This window comes from Ruminococcus gauvreauii (assembly GCF_025151995.1).
Classification (GTDB): Bacteria; Bacillota; Clostridia; order Lachnospirales; family Lachnospiraceae; genus Ruminococcus_G; species Ruminococcus_G gauvreauii.
Window position 1 is genome coordinate 1822068 of sequence record NZ_CP102290.1, and the last position, 26846, is coordinate 1848913.

Sequence of the window (26846 nt, forward strand, 5' to 3'; positions counted from 1 at the left end):
ATGTATCAAACAACCGATTTCATAAACCCATTTTGTATAATTGTTTTATCCAAATTAAAAACAAAGGAATTTAATATGAACAAGATAACCAACAATGAGATCAAACGGACAAATCGAAACAATGTCTTCACGGCGGTCTATCATGCACGTCAGACTTCAAAGCAGCAGCTGGCAAAAACCCTCCAGCTGAGCATGCCCACCATCACACAGAACCTGAAAGAACTGGAGGCTCTGAATTTAATCCGAAAAGACGGATTTTATGAATCCTCCGCTTCCGGCGGGCGTAAAGCGCAGATTATCCGCTGTAATGAAACAGCCCGCATCTCCGTCGGTGTAGAGGTCCTGAAAAAAAGAGCCTACATCATAGCAGTCGACCTCTACGGTACTCCCCTGAAACAGGATACCTTAAAACTGCCTTTTCAAAATAATGAGCTCTATTACTGTGCGCTGGGCAACTGGATTAACAGTTTTATCGCCTCTCTCCCTTATGATAAAGACAATATCCTGGGAGTGGGCATCGCCATCCAGGGACTGATCTCTCCGGACCGCACTACCATACTCTTCGGTGAACTGATGGACTGCACCGGATTGTATCTGGAGGAATTCGCGCGATTTATCAATTGGCCCTGTATCTTCATCCATGATTCGGAAGCCGCAGGATTTGCAGAAATCTGGCTCAATTCGGCGTTAAATGATTCTCTGTTTCTCTGGCTGAACCACAATTTCGGCGCTGCCCTGGTCATAAACGGCAAGATCCACCAGGGGATCGGGAGTCTGAGCGGAACCCTGGAACACATGACGCTGGTCCCGAATGGCAGGGAATGTTACTGCGGAAGGTCCGGCTGTGTGGAAGCCTACTGTTCCGTGGACGCGCTGGAAGAAAGTGCAGAGGAGCCCCTTGAGACATTTTTCCCAGGGCTGCGAAGCGGCGACGGCAGCCGTCTTCACGTCTGGCACCAGTACCTGCATTATCTGGCTATGACGCTGAACAACACCTTAATGCTGATCGACTGCGATCTGATTTTCAGCGGCGCGCTGCGTCCATATCTCATACAGGACGACCTGGAACTTTTAAAGCAGTATATGAAGGAACTATCTTCTTTCCCGTTTTACGAGCCGCGTCTCCGAATGGGAGCGAGCGACCAGTATGCTGCTGTTGTCGGAGCTTCTCTGTATCAGATCATAGATTTTTTAGATAACGGAAATGTTTTTCAATAGGAGGATAACGATATGTTTGATGTAATTGCTTTGGGAGAATTGTTGATCGACTTCACACCGTACGGTACCAGCCGGGACGGACGCGCCCTATTTGAGCAAAACCCCGGAGGCGCTCCTGCAAATGTACTGGCGGCTCTGTCCCGCCTGGGTCAGAAGACCGCCTTCATCGGAAAAGTCGGGGAAGATATGCACGGCCATTTATTAAAAGATACCCTGGAGGAATGCGGAATCAATACCTCCGGCCTGATTTTGGATCCGGACTATTTCACCACGCTGGCTTTTGTGGCTTTGGAAAACGGCGAGCGAAGTTTTTCCTTTGCAAGAAAACCGGGCGCTGACACCAGGCTTCGCAAGGAGGAAGTGTCTGAAAATCTCCTGAAGCAGACCAGAATCTTTCACTGCGGCTCTCTGTCTCTCACCGACGAGCCGAGCAGAAGTGCAACGCTGTATGCGGTTGATCAGGCGAAAAAAAACGGTGTCCTGATTTCCTATGATCCCAATTACCGCGCACTTCTGTGGAAAAGCCCCCAGGACGCCATGGAACAGATGCGAAGCATCATTCCTTCCGTGGACATCATGAAAATTTCCGATGAAGAAACGACACTTCTGACCGGTGCCGAGAACCCGGAGGAGGCTGCCGGGCGTCTGATCGATCAGGGAGTTTCCTGCGCCGTCGTCACCCTGGGAAAAGACGGTGCGCTGATGCGCACGAAAGACTTTGTCGTACGCGCAAAAGGAGCTGACCGAAAAGTGACAGACACCACCGGTGCCGGAGATTCCTTCTGGGGAGGTATCCTGTCCAGGTTCTGTTTCACCGGCATACATCCCGATGATTTAACAGAGGATCAGGGACTGGAATTCCTGAAATTCGCCAATGCGGTGGCCGGTCTGTGCGTGGAAAAAAGAGGAGCCATCCCGGCTATGCCGAGTTTGGATGAGGTACTGGCACAGCTCTAGAAATCAAAAAGGGACCCGCAAGAGATATTCTTTCGTTTATCTCCGACGGGTTCCCTCCTATAAAGCAGCCGCGTACTTCATGATTTTTTCTTCTGTCGCCTCCTCTCTGGTCACCTCCCCAGTGATGACACCTTCGTGCATGACGATAATGCGGTCACACAGAGACAGCAGTTCGGGCAGCTCAGAGGATACCATGACAATTCCAATCCCCTGTCTCGCAATGTTTCTCAAAATGGCGTAAACCTCTGCTTTTGCTCCCACATCTATCCCCCGTGTAGGTTCGTCACACAGAAGTATCTCAGGATCATTTCCTATCCATTTGGCAATCACAACTTTTTGTTGATTGCCTCCGCTTAAAGTAAGTATCAAATCATTGGCATTCCCGGCCTTAATGGCATACTTCTGAATCATATCCTTCATGATGGCGTCCGCCCTTTTGTTGTCAAGCAGGCCAAATCTGTTATAAAGGCGTCTTCTTATCACAATTTCGGCATTATCCCTGATGCTCATAGTGGTAATCAGTCCATCATCCCTTCGGTTTTCCGGAATCATGCTTATCCTGTGTCTGATAGCATCTTTTGCACTTTTTATCCTGACCTTCTTACCATGGAGACATATTTCTCCGGAATCCAGTTTATCAATACCAAAGATCGAGGATAAGACCTCCGTTCTTCCAGCGCCTACAAATCCCGCCAAGCCTAATATTTCTCCTTTTTTCAAATCAAAACTGATATCCCGGAATTTTTTACCGCTGCACAGTCCCTTTACCGACATCAGAACCTCATCTGTGGCGTGTGTGACGCCCCACTCTGATTTGTCAATTTCTCTGCCCACCATCAGTTTTACGATGTCTTCCTCAGAAACCTCAGCGATATCTCTTGTTGTCACATAGCTGCCATCCTTAAACACGGTCATACGGTCGCCTAACTCCATGACCTCTTCCAGCCGATGGCTTACATAAATCACCGTGGCAGCTTTTTCTTTCACCAGTTTACGGACAATCTTAAACATCACCGCCCTCTGGTCATTCGTCAGGGCAGCCGTCGGTTCATCCAGTATCAGGATATCCGGCTGAAAGTATACGGCTTTTGCAATCTGGATGATTGACTGCTCTGCAATACTGAGTTTGGCTAATATGTCATCGGGTTCGGCTTTTAACTGGAACATGTTCAGCAGTTCTCTGGTCTTTTCCGTCATATGCCTTTCATTTAAAAAGACGCCTTTAACTGCCTCTGAAGAACCCAGAAATATATTATGGGCAATGGTCATGTTCTGGCACAGTGGGATTTCCTGATGCACAACGGCAAACCCCAGCTTTTCAGACTTCTGTATGGTATTAATATGTTCTTCTTTGCCATTGATACAGATTACACCCTCTGTAGGTGTAATAACGCCGGCACATAAATTGATTAATGTGGACTTTCCCGCACCATTCTCTCCACACAGACAGTGTACCTCGCCCTTTCTGATTTCAAAAGAGACGTTGTTAAGAGCAACTGTTCCTCCAAATCTTTTTGTTATGTTTTTAAATTCAATATATGGCTTCAATTTTAACACCACCTACCTTTTATCGTCTGCTTTGTGCATGATCGTATCCACCAGTACCGCCAGAATAACCACCACGCCGATGAATCCGTCCTGCCAGAATACAGGCACGCTTAAAAGAACCATTCCATTTTTAACCACGCTCATGATGATGGCGCCGATGAACGTTCCCAGCATCGTTCCACGTCCTCCGCTAAGTGCGGCCCCGCCCAGGATAACTGCAGCGATGGCATCCATCTCTCTGCCTTCTCCGCTGGTCGTGGTGACGGATCCGAGATAAGTGGTGCTTACCAATGCCGCAGCCGCACACAAAACTCCCATAATCATGAAGGCAACCAGCTTGACGTTGGCTGTGTTGATTCCTGACAGCTGCGCTGCCCGAGGATTCCCTCCCGTCGCGTAAATCTGATATCCATAGGATGTCTTTTTAAGCACCACATACCCAACAGCAAATAAAATAAGCATCAAAATCACCTGAACGGGAATAATACCGATCGATTTCCCCAATACCCACACCCAGCTTTCCGTAGCCGATTCAGGAAATACACTCACACTTTTTCCATTAGATACCGCATAGGCAACACTCCTCAGTATCTTCATAGTCCCCAGCGTCACAATAAAGGATGGGATTCTGGCCCTTGTCACGAGAAGGCCATTGCATCCGCCTATCACCATGCCTGCAAAAATGACGATAATAAATACTAACGTAGCGTTCCACTGTGCTTTAAACAACACGGCTCCGATCATAGCTGTGGATGCAAACAATGATCCGATTGACAGATCCAGTTCCCCTGCAATGATGAGCATAGTCATACCAACCGCCATGATGCCGATTTCAACCGTCTGCCGCACAATATTAATCAAATTCGTGGTTGACAGAAACACCGGAGACGCCACAGACATCAGAACAATTAAAATTATTAAAACCAGTATGACTCCCAGTTCCCTTGCCGCCATTATCTTATGGCTTTTCTTTGTATTTTCTGCATTCATCCGTTAACTCTTCCGCCTTTCTTTATTCCGGCTCTACTTCGTTTACATTCTCGGCTGTTACCATCTGTGCCCCTGTGTCCAGATCAATAAAATCAGTGCCATGCGCAGCGTTTAAAAAACATTCTACAACAGAATAATATCCCTGCAAATATGGATTCTGCCCGACAGTCAGCTGCATCTCATTGTTTTTCACATGCTCCAGTGTTCCCTCCGTCAGATCAAAACCCGCGCCGTAGACTTTGCCTTCCAGACCTTGATCGCCTATTACATTTCCGATCGCCTCGCTGAACACATCTACACCCAAAATTGCGGTCACTTCCGGATTGGCAAGGTATGCATTCTCTATCACTCCGTATGCTGTGGTGAGGTCCGTACCAATATCGATGGTTGTTATTTTGCTGATTCCGTCATATTCCGCTGCCGCTTTATCAATGCCCTCTTCCCGGGCAACCAGCGCTTCATCGGTCGGTCCGCAGCTTGCAACAATATAAGTACCTTCGCCTTTCATAACCTCGCCAAACATATATTTTCCAAGATTATAGCCTGCCGTCACATAATCCTGTCCAATGAAAGCTTCCGTTCCGCATCCTTCCGCATCCTGATTGAAACCAACGACAGGGATGCCCGCCGCTTTTGCCTTTTCGATCGTAGCATTAAATCCGGTCTTGTCCCAGGTAACCGTAGCGATCGCATCTGTCTTGGAAGCAATCGCCGTCTCCAGCAGACCTACCTGTTCATCCAGGGAACTGGCGGTGCTGCAGGCAGTCACCTTTACATTACAGCCCAGATCCTTTCCGGCCTGTTCCGCACCCTCCTGTATCTTCGTGTAAAAGGAGCTGTTCATGGCATGTAACACGACCGAGATATCAATATCAGAATTCCCCTTTTCCGTGTTTTCTGCAGCCGCTTTGCCTTCTTCCTCTCCCGTCGCTTCCTTACCGCCGCCACTGCATCCCATTAATGCACCTGCCAACATTATAAGCCCCAATACTGCCGCTAACCCCTTTTTCTTCATATGGTCTCCTTTCCCGCATCTTTCCGATGCAAACACAATTAAAATTTTCTATTTCCACGGGTCATCCCGGGGATTACTTAAATGTCATATTTAACTATCTGTCATTCTTCGTAACCTGCACGCTCTTCATAATAATCAGGTATCATACAGCCTTCTTTTTTAAACCATTTCGGCGCGTCGATCCCGGCTGTTATGACAACATTCCCCCAGGGCATAAAATCACCGGTACGGACAATATATTTCGCCCCTGGCAGATACCTGGCAAACAATTTCTCATGGGGCAGCGTTTCAATCCGGCAGCGCGCAGACAGATTCTGCACCTCTGCAAAGTGTGCCGGATTATAAAGCTTCTGTTCCTCGGCCACCACCACCTTCTCATATATCATTTCATCCATGATCAGCCGGAGAACCTGCTGAATCGTCGGCATATCCTCACAGACGGCCAGATCGATACGCTGAGAATCTTTGCCGATCGGTACTCCCGCGTCTCCAATCACCATCACCTCTGTGTGTCCCATATCTGCGATCGCAGACATTAAATCCCTGTTCAAAATTCCTCTTTTCTTCATGTCATCCTCCCTGTTTACACATATGTTTCAATGTCCTCACGGCATGGAATACCATCCACGACACCGAATCTGGTCACTGCAAGTCCCGCTGCAATATTACCGAACCGGACCGCTTCTCTTATGCTCTTTCCCTCTGCAAATGCTACGCAGAATGCGCCGGTAAATGTATCCCCCGCTCCCGTTGTGTCCACCGCCTGTACAGAAATTCCGGGTATTTTTTCCGCTATTGTACTGGTTTTGAGATAGCTGCCTCCACTCCCCAGCGTAATAATCACTGTATCGATTCCTTTTTTATACAACATTTCCGCAACCTGCGCATCAGGAATCGGATCATCAGGGTTTAACCCGGCAAGTTGTCTCGCCTCCGTCTGATTTGGTGTGATACAGCTGCAGCTGCCCAGCAATTCTTCCGGCAATGGAGTATACGGCGCAGGGTTCAGGAAAAACGGAATACCGAGTTCTTTGCATTTTTTCGCTGCGTATACAATGGTCTCCATACTGCCCTCCAGCTGCATCAGCAGCAGCTTACACTCCTTAATGACCGGCAACATCCTGTCTACATCTTCGGGTCTGAATTCTTTATTGGCTGCAAAGTCGATAATGATTTCATTCTCTCCCTCTTCATTTACATAGATGAGGCCAACGCCCGTAGCAGCGCCTGTTTCGCTCCGCTTCACAAAATTTGCATCCACATTTTCTTTTTTATATAACTTCATCGCTTCATCGCCGAAGCTGTCCCTGCCCAGGCACGTACCGTAAACCACCTGTCCTCCCGCCCTTGAGGCTGCGACAGCCTGGTTAGAGCCTTTTCCTCCATGGCATATCTCAAAATCCCGTCCCGGCACGGTCTCCCCGGGCATCGGAAAATGGTCTGCACAGATCGTCATTCCCACTGCATAGCTTCCTATCACTGCAATTTTTACTCTGTTACTCATTGCTCCTCCTTTCCATAAAATTCCTTCGTCCCGTATTTAAGTGCCGTGTCAAAAACTGCCATAATTTTTTCCGGCGAAATCCCAGCCTGTATGTTATGTATCTGTGAAAAAACAAATCCACCGCCCGGGGCATAACACCGAATCATGTCCTTACATTCTCGGACAATATCATCGACTGTTCCGTTCGTCAGTGTCGTCTGTGTGCTGCAGGCGCCGCCCCATATCGTCACCTTATCTCCAAACTCCCGTTTGATCTGCCAGGGGTCCATATTGCTGCACTCCTTCTGTATCGGGTTTAGAATGTCAAACCCGGATTCGATGAGATCTCCGATAATCGGATAAATGCTGCCGCAGCAATGCAGCGATATATGGATATCCTTTTTCTTTTTCCTGATCGCTTCATTGATTCTCGCATGCCTTGGTTTGAAAAATTTCCGATAAATTTCCGGATCGATCATCATACCCATCTGCGTCCCAAAATCATCGTTGTTCTGAACCACCTGTACGTAATCACCGACAGCATCCAGGTATCTTTGCATCATCACAATATAGGCATCGGTCAGTTTGTCCAGATAATACTCTATCAACTCCGGCTCGCAGTACAGATTTTCAAGATATGTGGTCAGTCCCCAGTCTTTCCATCCCTTCTCAAAAATGCTGAAACTGGTCGCTCCGGAGATGGCAAAGTCTGTGTTCTCATAGATGTCCTTCGCACGGTTGCGCAGCCACTCCATTTCATAATCTGATATTTGCGGAAGAACCAGTAATTTATCGATTTCGCTTTCGCTCGCCGCATCCTGCAGGGGATTATAACATTCATCAAAGTACAGTCCGTCCCTGGGACGTTTCGCCAGCAGATGCCCCTGCTCATCGTATATCCCCAGCGCCCCGCCGCCGAGGTCGACAGGATTGAATTTCTCCGCCAGCAGACAGTCGCCGCCCCCGCATGGCAATTTCCCCGGCTTCATTTTATCAATGGGTATCCCCACAGACGGGACCAGCCTCGGTAGAATCACCACATCGCTTCCCAATCTTCGCAATACATCGAAATCCGGATATGCGAGATTTTGTTTGATGTCAAAACACACGGTATCCGTTTTGACACCCAGATACTCCTTCAACTGGTTGTACGCATTCGTATTGATTCCAGTTGAGCGTGAAGACCCAAGATCGATCGGCACGCGGTCTGTTTCCTCATGATTCATCGCCATAAGAATTCTTTCTCTTGATTTTAATCCCATTAACTCTCTCCTTTTCTTAAAAATATTATTAACGTAAACGTTTAACCAATCATACTTAATGGTTTTCTCTGTGATTTTTCTGTAACTCTTTATGCTGCCGCATTACGTAAACGTTTAACCAATCAAATATACACCGTATCCGGCTCTATTTCATTAAATTTTTTACGCTGTTGCCCTCTTTCAATTCGGGTATAAAAATGTATTCTCTGCTGCACTCTTTACCCTCTATGAGGTTCAGCAGCTTTTCTGCTACGCAAACTCCCATCTCTTCCCCATGAAAAACCAGAGTTGTAATTGACGGGACATAAATATCCGCCATCAGTGTTCCGTCCATTCCCAGCACAGAAAGATCCTGAGGCACCTTTTTCCCCGCATCCCGGATTGCCCTGCAGGCGCCGATTGCCATCAGGTCATTGGCAGTTATGACCGCCGTAAAGTGTTCATTCTGTTTCAGCAGTTCTGCCATACAGTGCCTGCCGCTTTCAAATGTATAGTTTCCTGTTTTCACAATACGTTTATCCTCTGTGAGCCCATGTTTTTCCAGCGCCTGAACAAACCCGCGGTATCGCAGAGAACTGTTGACGGCGTCTTCTGCACCTTTGATAAACGCTATTCTGCGGTGTCCATTTTCATAGAGATAATCAACCGCCCGCCTGGATGCCTCTTCATTGTCAAGTTTCACTTTTACCACATCCTGCAGTTCATCACCATAACGCTCAAGCGTCACCATGGGATAGTGTTCATGATACAGTTCCAGAATTTTAGCATTATTTTCTCTGGTATTCAGCGTGGAAATTACGAATCCATCCACCTGATTTTTAAGTTCCGACAAAAACTCTTCTTCTTTTTGCAGACTTTGCTGTGTATTGCACAGCAAGATCCGATACTCTTTTTCATTACAGTATTTTTCAATGCCCAGATAGAAATTTTGAAAAAATTCATTGTGTATGTCCGGTATCAATACGGCAACCATCTTACTTTTACTTGTGACAAGAGACCTGGCCGCAAGGTTTGGTGAATAACCATACTTCTCCACCGCGTCTAAAATACGTCGCTCCGTATCTGCATTACAGCACTTCGGAACCTTATTAAGTACCCGTGAAACTGTGGCAATCGAAACTCCACATTCATCAGCCAAATCTTTGATTGTAACCTTACCTGTTCTCTTTTTCACTCTAATCACCATCCAGTGTAAACGTTTAACTTGAGTAAAGCATATACTTTATGCACATTACTGTCAACATATTTTTAAATATCTTTCATTCTTTGTGGAAATTCACCAGTATTTGTTTGGAAATTTTATGATTTTTTTCAGCTTACTTCATCTCAAGATAAAAGGGCCGTGCAAACTCAGTTGAGTTTCCACGACCCTTTTATTGTCTGAAGCCTAAAAGATGCTGACCTCTGTTTTATATTAAACAATCCCCTGCGCAAGCATAGCATCTGCAACCTTCTCAAAGCCTGCAATGTTTGCTCCCACTACATAGTTTCCTTCAAAACCATAGCGTTTCGCAGCATCGTCCATGTTGTGTGTGATGTTCACCATGATCTGCTTCAGTTTTGCATCTACTTCCTCGAAACTCCAGCTCAGGCGTTCGCTATTCTGGGACATTTCCAGTGCAGAAGTTGCAACACCGCCTGCATTTGCAGCTTTACCCGGAGCGAAGATCACTTTGTTGTTCTGCAGATACTCTGTCGCTTCCAGTGTTGTCGGCATATTTGCCCCTTCACACACAGCGAGGCAGCCGTTTGCGACGAGCTGTTTTGCGTCGTCCAGCAGCAGTTCGTTCTGTGTTGCACATGGAAGTGCAATATCGGCCTTGATAGTCCATACGCCTCTTCCTTCATGATACTCGGAGTTCGGACGGTATTTTTTGTACTCTGTCAGTCTTGCGCGTTTTACTTCTTTGATCTCTTTGAGCGCTGCCACATCGATTCCTTCCGGATCGTATACCCAGCCAGTGGAATCAGAACATGTCACACATTTTGCGCCCAGCTGATGTGCCTTCTCGATTGCATAAGTTGCAACGTTACCGGAGCCGGATACCACGCATGTTTTTCCTGCGATGTCGATACCGTTGATCTTCAGCAGCTCTTCTGTCAGGTACAGAAGACCGTATCCGGTAGCTTCCGTCCTCGCCAGGGACCCTCCGTAGGAAAGGCCTTTGCCTGTCAGAATACCGTCGTTTGCCGTACGGATTTTTTTGTACTGTCCGTACATGTAGCCGATTTCTCTTGCACCTGTTCCGATATCACCTGCCGGAACATCTGTGTTTGGTCCGATATATTTGGACAGCTCTGTCATGAAACTCTGGCAGAATGCCATAACTTCACGGTCTGATTTTCCCTTCGGGTCAAAATCAGAACCTCCTTTTCCTCCGCCGATCGGCAGGGAAGTCAGTGAGTTTTTAAAAATCTGTTCGAAACCAAGGAATTTAATGATACCGATATTAACAGACGGATGAAGGCGAAGTCCCCCTTTGTACGGTCCGATTGCACTGTTGAACTGCACGCGGTAACCTACGTTAACCTGAACCTGACCTTTATCATCGACCCACGGAACTCTGAATTTGATCTGACGCTCCGGCTCGACCAATCTCTCAAGCAGGGCTTCTCTTCTGTAAAGCTCTTCATTTGCATCGATAACCGGACGCAGTGAATCCAGCACTTCTTTTACTGCCTGATGGAATTCCGGCTCACCTGGGTTTTTTGCTACGACTGATGCGTAGACTTCATCAACATACGACATGTGTATACCTCCTGTATCTTCCTTCTATTTTTCGTACCACACAAAAAAGTGCGCAAAAGCGCACTCCTGTGAGTTTCCCTTTGCTCAATGGGATTATACCATGGCAGTCTCTTCAAAACAAGAAAAAATTTTAAAAAATAGACGGCGTTTCATCAAAAAATTTCATTTTCCATCAAAAAACAGGTGGTTTCCTGTCCGAAATGAAGTTTTCATGCTTTGAACCTTCATATTTTTCATTTCTTCTTCACACTGTATCCAAACGTTCCCAGCATCTTTCCAAGCCCGTAATAGGAGCCGTGAGAATATACCATAGGCTTCGCTTTGAACAGCTGAAATTTGTTTTTACCATTGATATAGGCTTCATCCGCATGAACCGCAACCACCTCTGCCAGAAACATATGATGCGAGCCAAGTTCCTCCACTTTTTTAACCCTGCATTCCAGATTGACCGGGGATTCCCGTATCAAAGGTGCACGAATCTTAGATGCCTTCTCTTTGTGCAGTTTCATCTTTTCAAACTTATCTTCATCTCTTCCTGACCGTACACCGCAGTAATCCGTCGCATATGTGAGTTCCTCAGTTGTGAGATTGATCACAAACTCTCCCGTCTCCCTGATCATTTGATAGGAAAAACGCTCAGGTCTGACGGATATCGATACCATCGGCGGATTTGTACAGACCGTACCCGCCCATGCCACGGTTATAATATTGTCTCTGCCCTTTCCGTCTGTCACACTCACCATGACGGCCGGAAGCGGATAGAGCATGTTTCCGGGCTTCCATTCCTGTTTCCCCATTTTAACCTCCGTTGATAAAATGATGCTCTCTGCTTACGACTCCTGAAGCGCCCTCATAAACGACGGTATCAGCTGCTTTTTCCTTGAGACGACTCCTGGTAATTTGCAGGACCCTTCCGTAATCTCGGCATCCTCAAACGCCTGGGTTACCAGATGAGCCGCTCCTTCTCCGTTCAGCAGCAGTTCTGTAGATTCATCCATAATGTTGGTCAGCATAAAAAATACCATCTGCAGTCCATTCCGCCCGCACTCACGCTCTATATTCGGCTGTAGCCGGTCCTTAATGTGCTGAAGTTCCTCGGCTGACATAGAGTTGATCTGACCTACTCCAAATGTTGCATCATCCACGATGAATTTTTTAAAATCCTGATAAAAGATTTCCTCCGGAGACTTGTTCTCCAGATTGCTTCCCGCCTTGAACATCTCCGCTGCAAACTCTTCGATCTGGATTCCCGCTATACTGGCCAGCTCTTTGGCCGCCATCTTATCAAACGCCGTGCAGGTCGGCGAGCGGAACATCAGCGTGTCTGAAATGATTGCAGCGCACAGCAGTCCTGCAATATCCGGCAGAATCTCCAGATTTTTTTCGTCGTACAGCTGGTAAATAATCGTTGCGGTGCAGCCAACCGGTTGATTGCGGAATACGACAGGCTGTATCGTCTGCAGTGATCCGATACGGTGGTGATCTATGATCTCAATGATTTCAGCCTCCTGAATATTATCCACGGCCTGCGATTTTTCATTGTGGTCCACCAGGATAACCTGCTTTTTGTTGATATTCAGGAGGTTACGCCTGGAGACTGTACCCACGTATTTCCCCTGCCTGTCAAGAACAGGGAAATCTCTGTGTCTGTTCTTTCCCATAATATCACGTATATCATCTGTGAAATCATCTGTCCGGAATGTGATCAGATTTTTTGTCTTCATCAGATGACGCACAGGAATACTCTGGTTGATCAGTTTCGCTATCGTCAGCGTATCATAAGGCGTAGATATGATTACACAGTTATTTTCACGTGCAAACCGCTGAATCACCGCCGATACTTTAGCTCCCAGAGCTATGATAATACAGCTTGCATTCTGCTCCACTGCACAGAGATGATCCTCAGAACGGTTTCCAAGGATCACAAGGTCTCCATCATCGATAAACTCCTCCATCTTATCGGGATTTGATGCACCGATCACCGCCTTTCCTTTATCAAAATAAGCGTCTGCGTCGCCCACCAGAATCTCTCCATTCAAAGTCTCTGCTATGTTTCTATACTGGGTCTTAGCTGCGGCGATAACAGTATTGTCATAAGCATCCATATAGGATCTGGCAATGTCACCGATTGTGATCAGTCCTTCCAGATATCCCTCATCATCAGTGATCGGAAGTGTCACAGCACCATTGTCCTTCATCAGATTAAATGCTGTCTTAACAGATACATTGTTCCTTGTCCCCTGAGTTTTATGAATATCCATGTCCCGCACCTGTGTTCCGACATCTGCCAGATATGCGGGGGCAGGCACCTGAAATCTCGTCAGCACATATTCCGTCTCCTCATTGACGACCCCTGCCCTCATAGGTATAAACGTCCCGTCTTCTGTACGGTTTTTCATATCAGCGTACGCTATCGCCGAGCATATTGAATCTGTATCCGGATTTTTATGACCTAAAACGTATATCTCCTGTTTCTTCTCCAATGCAATCCCTCACTCCCTTCATTCTTATCATCATAGTACCATAATTTTACAGGCAAATCCATACACACGGAACAAATATTCTCCTTCCTTTTCACCAAAACTTGCGAATCCTCCGAATCGTGTTATAATGTACGTATACTGCCTGTGCGGCCTTGTCTGCCGGTTACAGGCTCAGTGGTAACAGCAGACACGAACAAAGGAGGATTTTTATGGACATCGAAAACAATAACACCCCCACTATGGCGGACTTCGAAAATGAGCTCGACGCTTCTTTTAAAAAAGTTGAAGAAGGCGATATTCTCACAGGGACTGTCATCGCAGTCACAGAGGAGGAAGTCACTCTGGATCTGCAGTCCTACACAGAAGGCATTATCCGTACTGAAGATTTCAGCCGCGAACCGGGTTTCATGGTGAAAGATGAAGTTCAGACAGGAGACACGGTCACAGCAACTGTTATTAAAACGGACAACGGCCAGGGCAGTATCCTCCTTTCTAAAGTAAAAGCCAATGATATTCTGGCATGGCAGACGCTTAAACAGATGAAGGAAGATAAAACCGTACTGGATGTCACTGTAAAAGGAATCGTAAAAAGCGGTGTAATCGCATACGTAGAAGGTATCCGCGGATTTATCCCCATCTCCAAGCTCTCTCTGGAATACGTGGAAGATACCACTCCGTATCTGAACCAGACACTCCAGGTACAGGTCTTCGAAGTGGACGAAAATGACAAGAGGCTGATCCTGTCTGCCAAAGAACTTCTCCGGGAAAAAGCAGGAGAAGAGCGCAGAAAGAAAATCTCAAACGTGGAAATCGGTCTTGTCACAGAGGGTACCGTAGAGACCATCAAACCTTACGGGGCCTTCGTCAACCTCGGCAATGGACTTTCCGGACTCGTCCATGTATCGCAGATCAGTGAAAAGAGAATCAAATCACCGGATGCAGTCTTAAATGTCGGTGACGTTGTAAAAGTTAAGATTACTGCCGTCAAGGACGGGAAGATCAGTCTCAGCATGAAGGCGTTAAACGATACCGCCGCATCTGAAATCGTCGAAGAATCTTATGAACTTCCGGAAACAGAAGCCGCCACTACAAGTCTTGGTTCGCTGTTTTCAAATATTAAGTTAGACTGATATTGCTTTTATTATATCCAGAAAACGCTGTATCATCATATATAAAACATAAAATACTGCCGTACCCCGGAAAAAATCGGGTGTTCGGCAGTATTTTTATGCTCTTTATCAAATTTTGTAACTGTTCAGGACGGCGCATCTTCTTGCACCAATTTCCCCACCGTCCTGAACTGTTACCAAATTTTTATTAATACACCCTTGATTTCCAAAAGCTTTTGTTGTAGTATATAATATATTAACACATAGTTTTTATTACTACATCATTCGGAGGCGTTTATTATGAAAGAGAAATGGAAACCAAAAGACCCCGGAAGCGCTGTCACACATTTTATCGGAATGGTCCTGGCGCTGCTCGGAGCCGCACCACTGCTGATAAAGGCCGCAAGAGAGCCTGATACACTTCACATGACCGCGTTGGCAATCTTCATACTCAGTATGGTTATGCTGTACGCTGCAAGTACTATATATCACACGCTGAATGTCAGCGAACAGGTTAATAAACGTCTGAAAAAAATGGACCATATGATGATCTTCATATTAATTGCCGGCAGCTACACTCCCATCTGTCTGATTGTACTCCATGGAAAAACAGGAACGCTTCTCTGTGCCCTTGTATGGGCTGTGGCTTTGATCGGTATACTGATCAAGGGCCTCTGGATCAATTGTCCGAAATGGTTTTCTTCGGTCATCTACATCGGAATGGGGTGGCTGTGCGTCCTCGCTTTTTCACAGATCCTGCAGGCCCTCTCCAGACCCGCCTTCGGTTGGCTGTTGGCGGGCGGTATCATCTACACCATCGGCGGCATCATCTATGCGCTGAAAGTGCCGCTCTTTAACTCAAAACACAAGAACTTTGGATCACATGAGATCTTCCATCTGTTTGTAATGGGTGGCAGTATCTGTCATTTTATTCTCATGTACTTCTTTGTAGCACCTATGCCAGTCTGAAATACACCGTATAAAAGCACTGATCTTTCAGTCCTGTGAGTCTGCCAAATGAAAAGCAGCCTTACAGGGCTGCCCGTTTTTTGGCTTTATCGCCTCCGACCTGACGCTACGGGTCTGGTTCTCTTTTTCAGCATCATCAAAGCCGGAATCTATGAAGACCTGTCCATTGACTTTTCACAACTTGATATCTAACCCGCCACCCCGCATTCATCTGTGGGGTTTATCTTTTGTCCCACCACTTTTTTATTTGCCCCTTATCAGCAGATACTTTGAACTGCCATTCTGCCTTCCCGCTCAACAAAAAAAATCCCCATAAAATGAGGAGTGCCCCGACACCAGTGCCGGGGCAATTATTATGAAAAAATTTTATATGTGTAATGAATCATTACAATATACAAACCATCGTCCCTGTTGGACTATAATTATAATATCAATCATTTATGAACATATTATGAACAAACAGTAAATATGTTGTTAAATTACACAATTTTCTTCTTCTTTTTCTCGCGTTTTTGTGTATTAATACCATGGATCCTGAGCTCATACTGTGTATTATGCTGTAACATACCGTAAAATACTGTCTTAATTAAACAATCCGGTGAAAAAATCTCTGATACTGTCCCAGAGCTCTTTAGCCGACGTACCCATTTTGGCAAAAAATCCATCCACGTCAGACTTACTGATGTTCAGATCCACACCCAGGCTGCCGAGTTTATCATAAAGTTCCTTTGCCTGCTGTTTCAGGGAATCAATATCCAAATCCAGATCGGCAATCTTCTGCATCAGTTCCACGATCTGCTGTTTATCTTCCTCAGACAGTGATACTTCCAGTTTATCGGCCGTCTCCGACACTTTCTCTTCGATCAGTTCAGGATCCTGGATCTCTTCCGCCACAATGATATCCTTCACCGCACCGATCAGTTCTTCTGCCTTCTCCTGATCCCCGATCACTTCACCCAGCTCACTGGTGACGACAAGTTCATTCGTAGCTGCCTCCACGTTATCCGGCTGGATAACATCTCCCGTCATATTCTCGTAGGCTTCCATCGCCCCTACAAGCGCCGCTGTTCCCGATATATTAAAGGGACCGGCTACTGTGACATCGGCATTCTTCATCCCTGCAGTCACCAGCGCATTCTGATACATTCCCGTTGTACAGTAAGAAATATTCTTTGTCTGCACCTTGATTCCGTAGCCATCTTTTTTGCCGATGACCTTAACAGAGGAAAGTGCTCTGCTCCCGATGACGCTGGCAGACAGATACGCATCCAGATATTCATGCTCCATCCCATTTGTAACGGTTGCGACGGTATAATCTTTCAGCTCATCCTCTGTCACATCCAGGAGCTCCAGAACTGTCGCCCGCTCCTGCTGATTCAGATCAGCACCCAGTGCTATATAGGGTTTGTTCAGGTCTGCCTTACTGTCAGCCTGGACGTTCACCGGTCCCAGCACCGCGCATGCCAGACTTATCACCGCCATGATACCGGCGGTTTTTCTCCTGATTTTCATAAGGTAATAACCTCCTCGCTGTTTGCCAATTTCATCTTCGAACTAAACCTCCTGAACGTTCGTTTCTCATGCGCTCATTATAACACGGACTCTGATTCAGGTGTCTAAAAAAACCATAAACATATTCATAAATCTTTATTTATTTATTCATGGTTTTTTTACATCTATAACATGCTTTCAACACATTTAACGGGTATACTTGGATTATAAAATAATAAACAAACTCTTATATTATTTTATTGATTTTCTTTTTCATATGTCGATGAAAATCGACTCTCCTTCCTTTAAAAAAAGCCGTCTCCCCGCAGGAGACGGCTTTTATACTGTATTCCTTTATTCGGAACTTCCTCCAAGGAAATCACTCAGCTGTGCAAACTGATCCAGCGTCATTGCTTCTCCCCGGATATTGAACGGCAGCCCGCATTTCGACATAGCCTGTTCTATGGCCTCTTTCGTATACTCCAGTTCCCCTGAATTCTTCAGACCATTGACAAGCGTCTTTCTCCGCTGATTAAAAGAAGCCCTGATGATTCTGAACATCAGCTTTTCATCATGAACAGAGACAGGTGAACTATCATATCTTTTTAAATTAATCACCGCACTTCCGACATTCGGTCTCGGCATAAAACAGTTCGGAGGAACATTTGCCACGAGGTACGGTTTTGCGTAATACTGAACGGCAAGAGAAAGCGCACCGTAGTCCTTTGTCCCGGGAGCTGCCTGCATTCTCATCGCTACCTCTTTCTGAACCATAACAGTGACAGAGGCCAGCGGTACATGATTCTCAAACAGTCCCATGATAATCGGTGTCGTAATATAATAGGGAAGATTTGCCACAACCTTGATGGGTCTCCCCTGATTTTTTTCCCTGGCCAGCTGCCTGATGTCCACTTTCAAAATATCTTCGTTTATGATACTTACATTGTCATAACCATCCAGCGTATCCTTGAGAATCGGAATCAATGCCCTGTCAATCTCCACTGCACAGACTTCTCTCGCCGCGCATGCCAGGTACTGCGTCATCGTACCGATCCCCGGTCCTACTTCTATCACAAAATCATCCTTTGTTATGTCTGCTGCAGCAACGATCTTGTCCAGAACATGAGTATCGATTAAAAAGTTCTGTCCAAACTTCTTCTGAAACGTAAAATTGTATTTCTGCAGCACTGCAATGGTTTCCTTGGGGTTTCCCAGACGTGGGGTTTTCTGCTCACTCATAAATCTCCTTTAAAAGAAAAATGGAAGCTGCTGCAAAACTTTTACAACAGCTTCCGACTCCATCCAGTTAAAAATCAAAATCTTTCTCGAAAAGAATAATACGTCCTTCCGGATCCAGTCTTCTGCTGGAAACTTTTCTGCCGATCTTTCCTCTGTGCGCCTTAGAGATGGCGTAATCAATCATTTCCTTGACGCTTGCCACCGTCATCGGCTCTTCATCTGTCTGCTTTTCGCCGATTCTGGTATACAGTGCCAGCACGCCCAGTTCGTCGATCTTATATCCCTGCTCTCTGGCGTACGTTCTTGCAAATGTCACAAGCTCATCGTTCGTAAATACCGGTATGGATATAACCGCATCAAACTTCCTCGCAAAATCAGGATGCCTGTTTAAAAGGCTGCGCATACTTGTTTTTTCATCTTCGATGATCAGCACCAGGCTGTCCGTCCTGAAAGAAAGCGCCCGCGACAACTGGTCGATCGTATCATCTGACATGCCTCCGGCATGTTCTATCAACAGAAATCCTCCGGCCAGCTTGCCCACTACCTGAATCGGATCTTTCTCATTAAACGCTTCCCCGTCGATGCGTGCCATCTTTACCGCTTCAAGACCCAGATCCTTACAGATTGCACGCAGCAGACTGTCAGTCAGCCTTGTTTTTCCGCTTCCCGGTCTTCCCATAACAGCTATATTACCGCGTTTTGACGTTTTATCACCCGCATTGTTATAAACGCCTGCCATCGCATTCAGTATCTGCTCATCCATTCCCGGAACTTTTGCAAAATACGTAAACAGCTTCTTCTGTTCATCTGATAGTTTCTCAGGACGTGTATCGTTCAGAATGCGTGTTCTTCTTTCCTCCGGAGTCTCCTCTTCCAGTATCCGTTCCTCGATGGATTTCTCGGGTTCGGATTCATCGGCAGATACTTTCTGTAAAATCATCTGCTTTGCACACTCATCTTCCAGGCTAAACTCCTGTGTATCCCCTGACTGTTCTGCTTCCTTCGGTTCTTCATCTTCGGCAAACACCTGTGCAATAATGCTCTCTTCTAATCTGATGTCTTCCGTTTCAGCAGTTTCCTCAGCAGTTTCTTCCTCGTCTTCCTCCTCAAACCCCTCTGCCATCAGATCATGGATCATATCTCTGCCTTCCGGATTCTGAGGCTCAATATCCGAAACCTCTTCTTTTTCCGGAACAGATTCGTCCTGAATCTCCACTTCGGGAGCAGCAGTCTCTTCCTCCGCCGGCGTTTCTTCCTCTTTCTGGAATTCACCGGTAGTAATCTGCTGTGCCATCTGGCTCGCCGTCTCTTCCAGCAGCTGCCGCAGTACATCGTCCTTTTCGGCCGGTTCCTCCTCCGATACGGCTGCAGGCTCCGGATTTTCCGGTTCCTGGGTGCGTATTTTCTGAAGCTTCTCCGCCGGCAGTACAGTTGTATTTCCAAAACTTTCGGGCTCCAGCTCTTTCACTGACTGATAATCGATATCGGACTGTGCCTCAAGCTGTTCCTCTTCCTCATCGTCTTCATATCTGGGCATCAGCAATTCTTTTGTTTTATGTATGCCTGACAACACGTCTCTCAGACTGGAAGCCAGCTTTTCCTGCAGCTTTTCCGGCTCTATCGGTCCCGGCTGAGCATAAGGCAGTGATCCGTCTGCAGATTCTTCCTGGGGCTGCGACGCAACTGCCGCTTCCGCCTCTGCCAGACTCTCTGACCCAGACAAATCCGGCTGTACCTCAGTATTCGCCGTATTCTCTGACGGTCTCTTTTTTGTCGATCTCACCGGTTTGGGTGTCTCCGGTTCATTCTCTTCTACCGTATCCCTGTTATCATATTTCGCCTGCTGTGAAGGGGTCAGTGACTCATACGCCATCTTGAGTTCCATGGCTTTTACGACATATTTTCCCTCGCTGAACCAGAGAATCAGGTCATCACACTCTTCCACGCATTTTTCTTTCATTCCGGCCTTCTGGTAAAGACGCGCCAGCTCGTATGCCCAGCGTTCCGTGTATTCTTTACTCTTATACTCTTCCAGAATCGCGATGAGATCTTCAACGGGTGCCCGTTTGGCTTTATAGATCTTATATTTCAGAATATATTTTGAACTGTCACCCGGTGCATTCTGCTCATATTCCGTATAATAATCGACTGCCTCATCCGTCTCTCCCAGTTTCAGGCATACCTCCACCAGGCGATACAGGATGATCTTCCCTATAGATGACCTCTTATATGCCAGGAGCAAAATCCGTTTGCTGTCGTCAAGCCTGTCATTCACCTCATAGATATCCGCCACCATGCAAAGCGTTCTGACGCTTTTTACCCTGCGCCAGTCGATGGTGTCTACAATCTCAAGTGCCCCTTCAAAATCCTGTTTATCAACCAGTTCATTGATCTGGTCCAATTTTATTTGATATTCCGTCTTGTCCAACGTATTCACCTCTGTTTTCAAGTCCGCGCATGAGGACTCGCTATTATACCTGCCTAATCCTTTTAAGTTTATCATACCGCATATGCGATGTCAAAGTAAAACGTTGGGTTTCATGCCTCGGACCGGGCTATGCGTTCCATAAACAAAGAGCGCCGGCAAATGTCGGCACCCTTTATGCTTAAGACTCTATTTTACTTTCACCCGGTCCAAATGCCAGATGTCATCCACATACTGCTGGATCGTTCTGTCAGATGTAAACTTGCCGGATCTCGCCACATTCAGCATTGCCATCCGGGCCCATTTTTCCTCGTCTCTGTATGCAGCTTCCACCTTCTCCTGTGCCTGTGCATAGCTCTTGAAGTCCGCAAGGATAAAGTACGTATCCGCGCGGTCACTGCTGTTCGTGTTCAGCAGAGAATCATAAATATCCCGGAACATCTCCGTATCATTTGAAAATGTACCGTTGATCAGGGACATCAGCACCTGACGGATCTCCTGATCTGTGTTGAAATAGTAGTTCGGGTCATAGCCGCCGTTTTTCTCGAAATTGATGACTTCATCTGCAGACAGACCGAAGATAAATGCATTCTCTTCTCCCACTTCCTCTACGATCTCTACATTCGCGCCGTCCATGGTTCCCAGTGTCGGAGCTCCGTTCAGCATAAATTTCATATTACCGGTACCGGACGCTTCCTTGCTGGCTGTTGAGATCTGTTCTGATACATCCGCCGCTGCGAAAATCCATTCCGCATTGCTTACACGGTAATCTTCGATAAACACGACTTTCAGCTTACCTTCGATGGATGCATCGTTGTTGATAACATCAGCCACGGAGTTGATCAGCTTGATCGTCAGTTTTGCTCTCTTATATCCAGCCGCCGCTTTGGCACCGAAGATAAATGTCCTCGGATAAAATTCCATGTCCGGATGCTCTTTGATCTTGTTATACAGATACATCACATGCAGGATATTCATCAGCTGACGTTTGTACTCATGCAGCCGTTTTACCTGTACATCAAAGATAGAACGGGGATCAATTTCGATATTGTTGTGCTCCAGGATGTATTTTGCAAGACGGACTTTGTTCTGATATTTGATATTCATGAACTCCGCCTGAGCCTTCTTGTCATCCGCATAGAGTTCCAGCTTTTTAATCTGAGAAAGATCGGTGATCCACTCTTTCCCGATGTGGGCGGTTACCCAGTCTGCGAGCAGCGGATTTCCATGGAGCAGGAATCTTCTCTGGGTAATACCGTTCGTCTTATTATTAAATTTCTCTGGCATCATCTCATAGAAATCTTTCAGTTCCTGTTTTTCCAGGATCTCCGTATGGAGCCTTGCAACGCCATTGACGGAATATCCGCCTACGATTGCCATATGGGCCATCTTGATCTGCCCGTCATAGATGATCGCCATCTTCTTTACTTTCTCCTGATTTCCAGGATACTTTTCATTGATCTCGATCAGGAATCTCCTGTTGATCTCCTCAATGATCTGATAAATTCTCGGCAGCAGCCTTGAGAACAGCTCGATCGGCCACTTCTCGAGCGCTTCTGCCATGATGGTGTGATTCGTATAAGCACATGTCTTCGTCGTCACTTCCCAGGCTTCTTCCCAGGTAAGTCCTTCCTCATCCATCAGAATACGCATAAGCTCTGCCACCGCGACCGTCGGATGCGTGTCATTCATCTGGAATGTCACTTTTTCATACAGTTTGTGAATATCGCTGTGTGCTTTTTTATATTTTGCAACCGCAGCCTGAATGCTTGCCGAGATGAAGAAATACTGCTGTTTCAGGCGCAGTTCTTTACCCGCATAGTGATTATCATTCGGATAGAGCACCTCAACGATGTTCTTCGCCAGGTTCTCCTGTTCAACCGCTTTCTTATAATCACCTTTGTCGAAGGAATCCAGCTGGAAGGTGTCAATCGCCTCGGCATCCCAGATGCGGAGTGTATTTACGACACCGTTTCCGTAGCCGACGATCGGCATATCATACGGGATCGCCATAACGGACTGATATCCTTCCTGAATAAAGTTATTCCTTCCTGTCGCAGGATCATGCTCTACTTTGACGTATCCGCCGAACTTTACTTCTTTCGCATATTCCGGTCTGCGCAGTTCGAATGGATTGCCGTTTTTCAGCCAGTTATCCGGGACCTCTATCTGATATCCATCGCGAATTTCCTGTTTGAACATGCCATAGCGGTAGCGGATCCCACAGCCATATGCACTGTATCCCAATGTCGCAAGAGAATCCAGAAAACAAGCTGCAAGACGTCCAAGACCTCCGTTTCCAAGAGCTGCATCCGGTTCCTGGTCCTCGATCACATTGAGATCAAATCCCATCTCATCCAGTGCCTCTTTTACTTCCTGATAAGCGGTTAAATTGATCAGGTTATTTCCAAGCGCTCTTCCCATCAGGAACTCCATGGACATGTAATAAACCGTCTTGGGATCCTCTTTCTTAAATGTTTCCTGTGTGTTCAGCCAGTTGTCAATGATTACATCTTTCACAGCATATGCCACTGCCTGGAATACCTGCTGAGGTGTAGCCTCATCAATCGTTTTTCTGTACAAAACCTTTACGTTGTCCTTGACCTCTTTTTTGAATTGAACTTTGTCAAATCGCTTGTTTTGCATAACATCCTCCTTCTTTTACCAATATGGAGTTACGTACTTATCCCTCTATCTTCTCTACCGACAGCGTAACTTTTTCGGAATTGATATTCCATTCTTTTGTATATCCCTCTGTATTGTTATAGACAATGTCAAGGGCAAGTACTTCTGATTTTATCTCAGATTCGTGTACCCTCATGATGCCTTCTATGATCTGATTGTCTGCTTCATATACCTTAATCTTATCTGTCACTTCAAATCCGGCTTCTTTGCGCATCGTCTGAATCTTGCTGATCAGCTCCCGCACAAAGCCTTCCTCCACCAGTTCCGGCGTCAGATTCGTGTCCAGAACAACGGTGACTTCATTGTCAGATTCGGATACATACCCCTCCATCCGGGCCGTATCAATGAGCAAATCCTGCTCTAATAATACAATTACCTCACCATTAATGTCAAGTTTAAGCTCACCTTGTTCCTTCAGCTGTGCCATCGCTTTACTGCCGTCGAGCTCTGAAAGCGCTGATTTAATGCCTCCAAGCAGTTTTCCGTATTTCGGTCCCACAGTCTTAAGCTGCGGCTTAAAGGTATAGGTGATAAATGAATCCAGCTCATCTGTAAACGACATCTTCTTGACATTCAGTTCTTCCTCGATGATCTGCTGATAGAAATCCGAAAGGATAAACGGTGCTTTGACATACATATTTCCGATCGGCTGACGGTTCTTCACATTTGCCGTATTCCTGCATGCTCTGCCAAGAACGACGATTTTGAGCAGATCCTTCATGTCCTCTTCCAGTTTCGGATCGATCCACGCCTCATTTGCTTTCGGGAAATCGCACAGATGCACGCTTTCCGGCGCATTCGCATCGATGCTGCATACAAGGTTCTGATAAATGTCCTCCGTCATGAACGGAATCATCGGCGCCGCCACTTTTGATACTGTCACAAGCGCCGTATACAGTGTCATATACGCATTGACCTTATCCTGTTCCATTCCCTTTGCCCAGAAACGTTCGCGGCTTCTTCTGACGTACCAGTTACTCATGTCATCCACAAAGTCCTGCAGCGCTCTTGCAGTCTCCGGAATCTTGTAATTTTCCAGATTTTCATCTACCGTCTTGATCAGTGTATTCAGTTTCGAGAGCAGCCATTTATCCATGACCGATAATTTATCATATTCCAGCGCATACTTCGTCGCATCGAACTGATCGATCTCGGCGTACAGTACAAAGAAAGCGTATGTGTTCCACAGCGTCCCGAGGAATTTGCGCTGCCCTTCGGTAACAGCTTTTCCGTGGAAGCGGTTCGGAAGCCACGGGGCACTGTTGACATAGAAATACCAGCGGATGGCATCCGCTCCATACTGATTCAGCGCATCGAACGGATCAACCGCATTTCCTTTGGATTTGCTCATTTTCTGCCCGTTTTCATCCTGTACATGACCGAGGACTATGACATTTTCATACGGCGCCTTGTTGAAGATCAGCGTCGAGATTGCCAGAAGAGAGTAGAACCATCCCCTGGTCTGATCAACAGCCTCCGAGATAAACTGTGCCGGGAACTGTGCATCAAATAATTCCCTGTTTTCAAACGGATAGTGGTGCTGCGCAAACGGCATCGATCCGGAATCAAACCAGCAGTCGATCACCTCCGGTACGCGGTGCATCTTTTTGCCGCATTCCGGACATGTGATGGTGACATTATCAATATATGGACGGTGCAGTTCGATATCATCCGGGCAGTTGTCAGACATTTCCTTCAGTTCTTCAATGCTGCCGATCGAATGCATATGACCGCATTCACATTCCCAGATATTCAGCGGCGTGCCCCAATAGCGGTTACGGCTGATCCCCCAGTCCTGAACGTTTTCCAGCCAGTCGCCAAAGCGTCCTTTTCCGATGCTCTCCGGAATCCAGTTGATCGTGTTGTTATTGCGGATCAGGTCGTCTTTGACGGCCGTCATCCTGATAAACCATGATTCCCGTGCATAGTAGATCAGAGGTGTATCACACCTCCAGCAGTGCGGATAGCTGTGTTCAAACACCGGTGCAGCAAACAGCAGTTCCCTGTCTTTCAGATCCTGCAGGATCGCAGGGTCTGCCTTTTTACAGAAGGTACCTGCCCACGGCGTCTCTTTTGTCATCTCACCCTTATCATCGACCAGCTGCACGAACGGAAGGTCATACTTTCTTCCCACGTTAGCATCATCCTCGCCGAATGCAGGGGCGATATGGACCACACCGGTACCGTCTGTGAGCGTTACATAGCCGTCACACGTTATAAAGTGTGATTTTTTCTTCTGTTTTTCACAGATGGGTGTAACAAAATCGTACAGAGGCACGTATTCCTTATATTCCAGTTCCTGCCCCTTATACGTCTCCAGAACTTCATATGCCGGTTTATCTTCTTCAGCCAGTCCTCCGAGAACAGTGTCAAGCAGCGCCTCCGCCATATAATACGTATATCCGTCAGCCGCCTTAACTTTTACATATGTTTCGTCCGGATTCACACAGAGCCCGACGTTGGACGGCAGGGTCCACGGTGTCGTGGTCCATGCCAGAATATAGGCATCCTCTTCTTTTACCTTAAACCGCACGATCGCAGAGCGTTCTTTCACATCTTTATATCCCTGCGCCACCTCGTGACTGGAGAGCGGAGTTCCGCATCGCGGACAGTAGGGTACGATCTTATATCCCTTGTAGAGGAGGTCTTTCTCCCATATCTGTTTCAGCGCCCACCACTCTGATTCAATAAAATCATTTTCATAGGTCACATAGGGATGATCCATATCTGCCCAGAACCCTACCTGGTTGGAGAAATCTTCCCACATTCCTTTATACTTCCAGACGCTCTCCTTGCAGTGTTTGATAAACGGTTCCAGACCGTATTCCTCAATCTGCTCTTTTCCGTCCAGCCCAAGCAGTTTCTCCACTTCCAGTTCCACCGGAAGCCCATGAGTATCCCATCCGGCTTTACGCGGAACCATATACCCTTTCATCGTGCGGTAACGCGGGATCATATCCTTGATCACGCGCGTAAGCACATGTCCGATATGAGGCTTTCCGTTAGCCGTTGGCGGTCCATCGTAAAATGTATATGCCGGACATTCTTTTCTGTTGTCCATACTTTTTTCAAAAATCTGATGGTCACTCCAAAATTTCTCAACATCTTTTTCCCTGTCTACAAAATTGAGATTTGTTGACACTTTCCTGTACATGCTGTTTGTTCCTCCTTATCCTGGTAAAATAAATGAAGCTCCCGTCCTGTAATAGGACGAGAGCTAAAA

The 26846-nt window shown here is 46.5% G+C and carries 19 protein-coding genes; 4 read left to right on the forward strand and 15 right to left on the reverse strand.

Annotated features, from left to right (window positions below):
• Positions 1 to 75: 75 nt before the first annotated feature.
• Together NQ502_RS08795 and NQ502_RS08800 are read left to right on the forward strand one after the other, a co-directional pair.
• Positions 76 to 1218, forward strand: a complete 1143-nt coding sequence (locus NQ502_RS08795) for an ROK family transcriptional regulator (protein ID WP_028528292.1) — start codon at positions 76 to 78, stop codon at positions 1216 to 1218.
• A 12-nt stretch (positions 1219 to 1230) separates the two neighbouring features.
• Positions 1231 to 2175, forward strand: a complete 945-nt coding sequence (locus NQ502_RS08800; RefSeq protein WP_028528291.1) for a carbohydrate kinase family protein — start codon at positions 1231 to 1233, stop codon at positions 2173 to 2175.
• A 57-nt stretch (positions 2176 to 2232) separates the two neighbouring features.
• On the opposite strand, the gene NQ502_RS08805 is transcribed toward NQ502_RS08800, so the two are convergent.
• From NQ502_RS08805 to NQ502_RS08850, 10 genes are all read right to left on the reverse strand, one after another.
• Complete coding sequence (locus NQ502_RS08805; RefSeq protein ID WP_049898097.1) at positions 2233 to 3723, reverse strand: sugar ABC transporter ATP-binding protein; 1491 nt, start codon at positions 3721 to 3723, stop codon at positions 2233 to 2235.
• Between the two features lie 12 nt (positions 3724 to 3735).
• On the reverse strand, positions 3736 to 4713 hold the full coding sequence (locus NQ502_RS08810) for an ABC transporter permease (RefSeq protein WP_028528289.1): 978 nt from the start codon (positions 4711 to 4713) through the stop codon (positions 3736 to 3738).
• A gap of 22 nt (positions 4714 to 4735) precedes the next feature.
• Positions 4736 to 5728: a substrate-binding domain-containing protein gene (locus NQ502_RS08815; protein WP_028528288.1), complete on the reverse strand. Its 993-nt coding sequence runs from the start codon at positions 5726 to 5728 to the stop codon at positions 4736 to 4738.
• Positions 5729 to 5829: 101 nt separating this feature from the next.
• Positions 5830 to 6297, reverse strand: a complete 468-nt coding sequence (gene rbsD, locus NQ502_RS08820; RefSeq protein ID WP_028528287.1) for a D-ribose pyranase — start codon at positions 6295 to 6297, stop codon at positions 5830 to 5832.
• Positions 6298 to 6311: 14 nt separating this feature from the next.
• On the reverse strand, positions 6312 to 7232 hold the full coding sequence (rbsK, locus tag NQ502_RS08825; protein WP_028528286.1) for a ribokinase: 921 nt from the start codon (positions 7230 to 7232) through the stop codon (positions 6312 to 6314).
• Positions 7229 to 8473, reverse strand: a complete 1245-nt coding sequence (locus NQ502_RS08830) for a uroporphyrinogen decarboxylase family protein (RefSeq protein ID WP_044983166.1) — start codon at positions 8471 to 8473, stop codon at positions 7229 to 7231. Before NQ502_RS08830 ends, rbsK begins: the two co-directional genes overlap by 4 nt.
• A 145-nt stretch (positions 8474 to 8618) precedes the next feature.
• A complete protein-coding gene (locus tag NQ502_RS08835) occupies positions 8619 to 9647 on the reverse strand; it encodes a LacI family DNA-binding transcriptional regulator (protein WP_028528285.1) in 1029 nt (342 codons plus the stop codon).
• Positions 9648 to 9887: 240 nt separating this feature from the next.
• On the reverse strand, positions 9888 to 11222 hold the full coding sequence (gdhA, locus tag NQ502_RS08840) for an NADP-specific glutamate dehydrogenase (protein WP_028528284.1): 1335 nt from the start codon (positions 11220 to 11222) through the stop codon (positions 9888 to 9890).
• A gap of 233 nt (positions 11223 to 11455) precedes the next feature.
• Positions 11456 to 12019 (reverse strand): flavin reductase family protein, encoded by a 564-nt coding sequence (locus tag NQ502_RS08845; RefSeq protein WP_028528283.1) that lies wholly within the window; start codon positions 12017 to 12019, stop codon positions 11456 to 11458.
• A 33-nt stretch (positions 12020 to 12052) separates the two neighbouring features.
• The gene (locus NQ502_RS08850; protein ID WP_341349401.1) at positions 12053 to 13711 is read right to left on the reverse strand and encodes a putative manganese-dependent inorganic diphosphatase; all 1659 of its coding nucleotides are present in this window, start codon (positions 13709 to 13711) and stop codon (positions 12053 to 12055) included.
• Positions 13712 to 13914: 203 nt separating this feature from the next.
• On the opposite strand from NQ502_RS08850, the gene NQ502_RS08855 reads away from it, so the two are divergent.
• Together NQ502_RS08855 and trhA are read left to right on the forward strand one after the other, a co-directional pair.
• Entirely contained in the window at positions 13915 to 14835 is a 921-nt protein-coding gene (locus tag NQ502_RS08855; RefSeq protein ID WP_044983165.1) for a S1 RNA-binding domain-containing protein, read from the forward strand.
• A 279-nt stretch (positions 14836 to 15114) separates the two neighbouring features.
• On the forward strand, positions 15115 to 15783 hold the full coding sequence (gene trhA, locus NQ502_RS08860; protein ID WP_044983164.1) for a PAQR family membrane homeostasis protein TrhA: 669 nt from the start codon (positions 15115 to 15117) through the stop codon (positions 15781 to 15783).
• Between the two features lie 582 nt (positions 15784 to 16365).
• Here trhA and NQ502_RS08865 read toward each other — a convergent pair.
• From NQ502_RS08865 to ileS, 5 genes are all read right to left on the reverse strand, one after another.
• Positions 16366 to 17295: a DUF1002 domain-containing protein gene (locus NQ502_RS08865; RefSeq protein WP_083963234.1), complete on the reverse strand. Its 930-nt coding sequence runs from the start codon at positions 17293 to 17295 to the stop codon at positions 16366 to 16368.
• Positions 17296 to 17628: 333 nt separating this feature from the next.
• On the reverse strand, positions 17629 to 18513 hold the full coding sequence (rsmA, locus tag NQ502_RS08870; protein ID WP_028528279.1) for a 16S rRNA (adenine(1518)-N(6)/adenine(1519)-N(6))-dimethyltransferase RsmA: 885 nt from the start codon (positions 18511 to 18513) through the stop codon (positions 17629 to 17631).
• Between the two features lie 67 nt (positions 18514 to 18580).
• Positions 18581 to 20941, reverse strand: a complete 2361-nt coding sequence (locus tag NQ502_RS08875) for an ATP-binding protein (RefSeq protein ID WP_049898096.1) — start codon at positions 20939 to 20941, stop codon at positions 18581 to 18583.
• Between the two features lie 186 nt (positions 20942 to 21127).
• On the reverse strand, positions 21128 to 23584 hold the full coding sequence (locus tag NQ502_RS08880; protein ID WP_028528277.1) for a glycogen/starch/alpha-glucan phosphorylase: 2457 nt from the start codon (positions 23582 to 23584) through the stop codon (positions 21128 to 21130).
• A gap of 37 nt (positions 23585 to 23621) precedes the next feature.
• Positions 23622 to 26777 (reverse strand): isoleucine--tRNA ligase, encoded by a 3156-nt coding sequence (ileS, locus tag NQ502_RS08885; RefSeq protein ID WP_028528276.1) that lies wholly within the window; start codon positions 26775 to 26777, stop codon positions 23622 to 23624.
• Between the last annotated feature and the right edge of the window lie 69 nt (positions 26778 to 26846).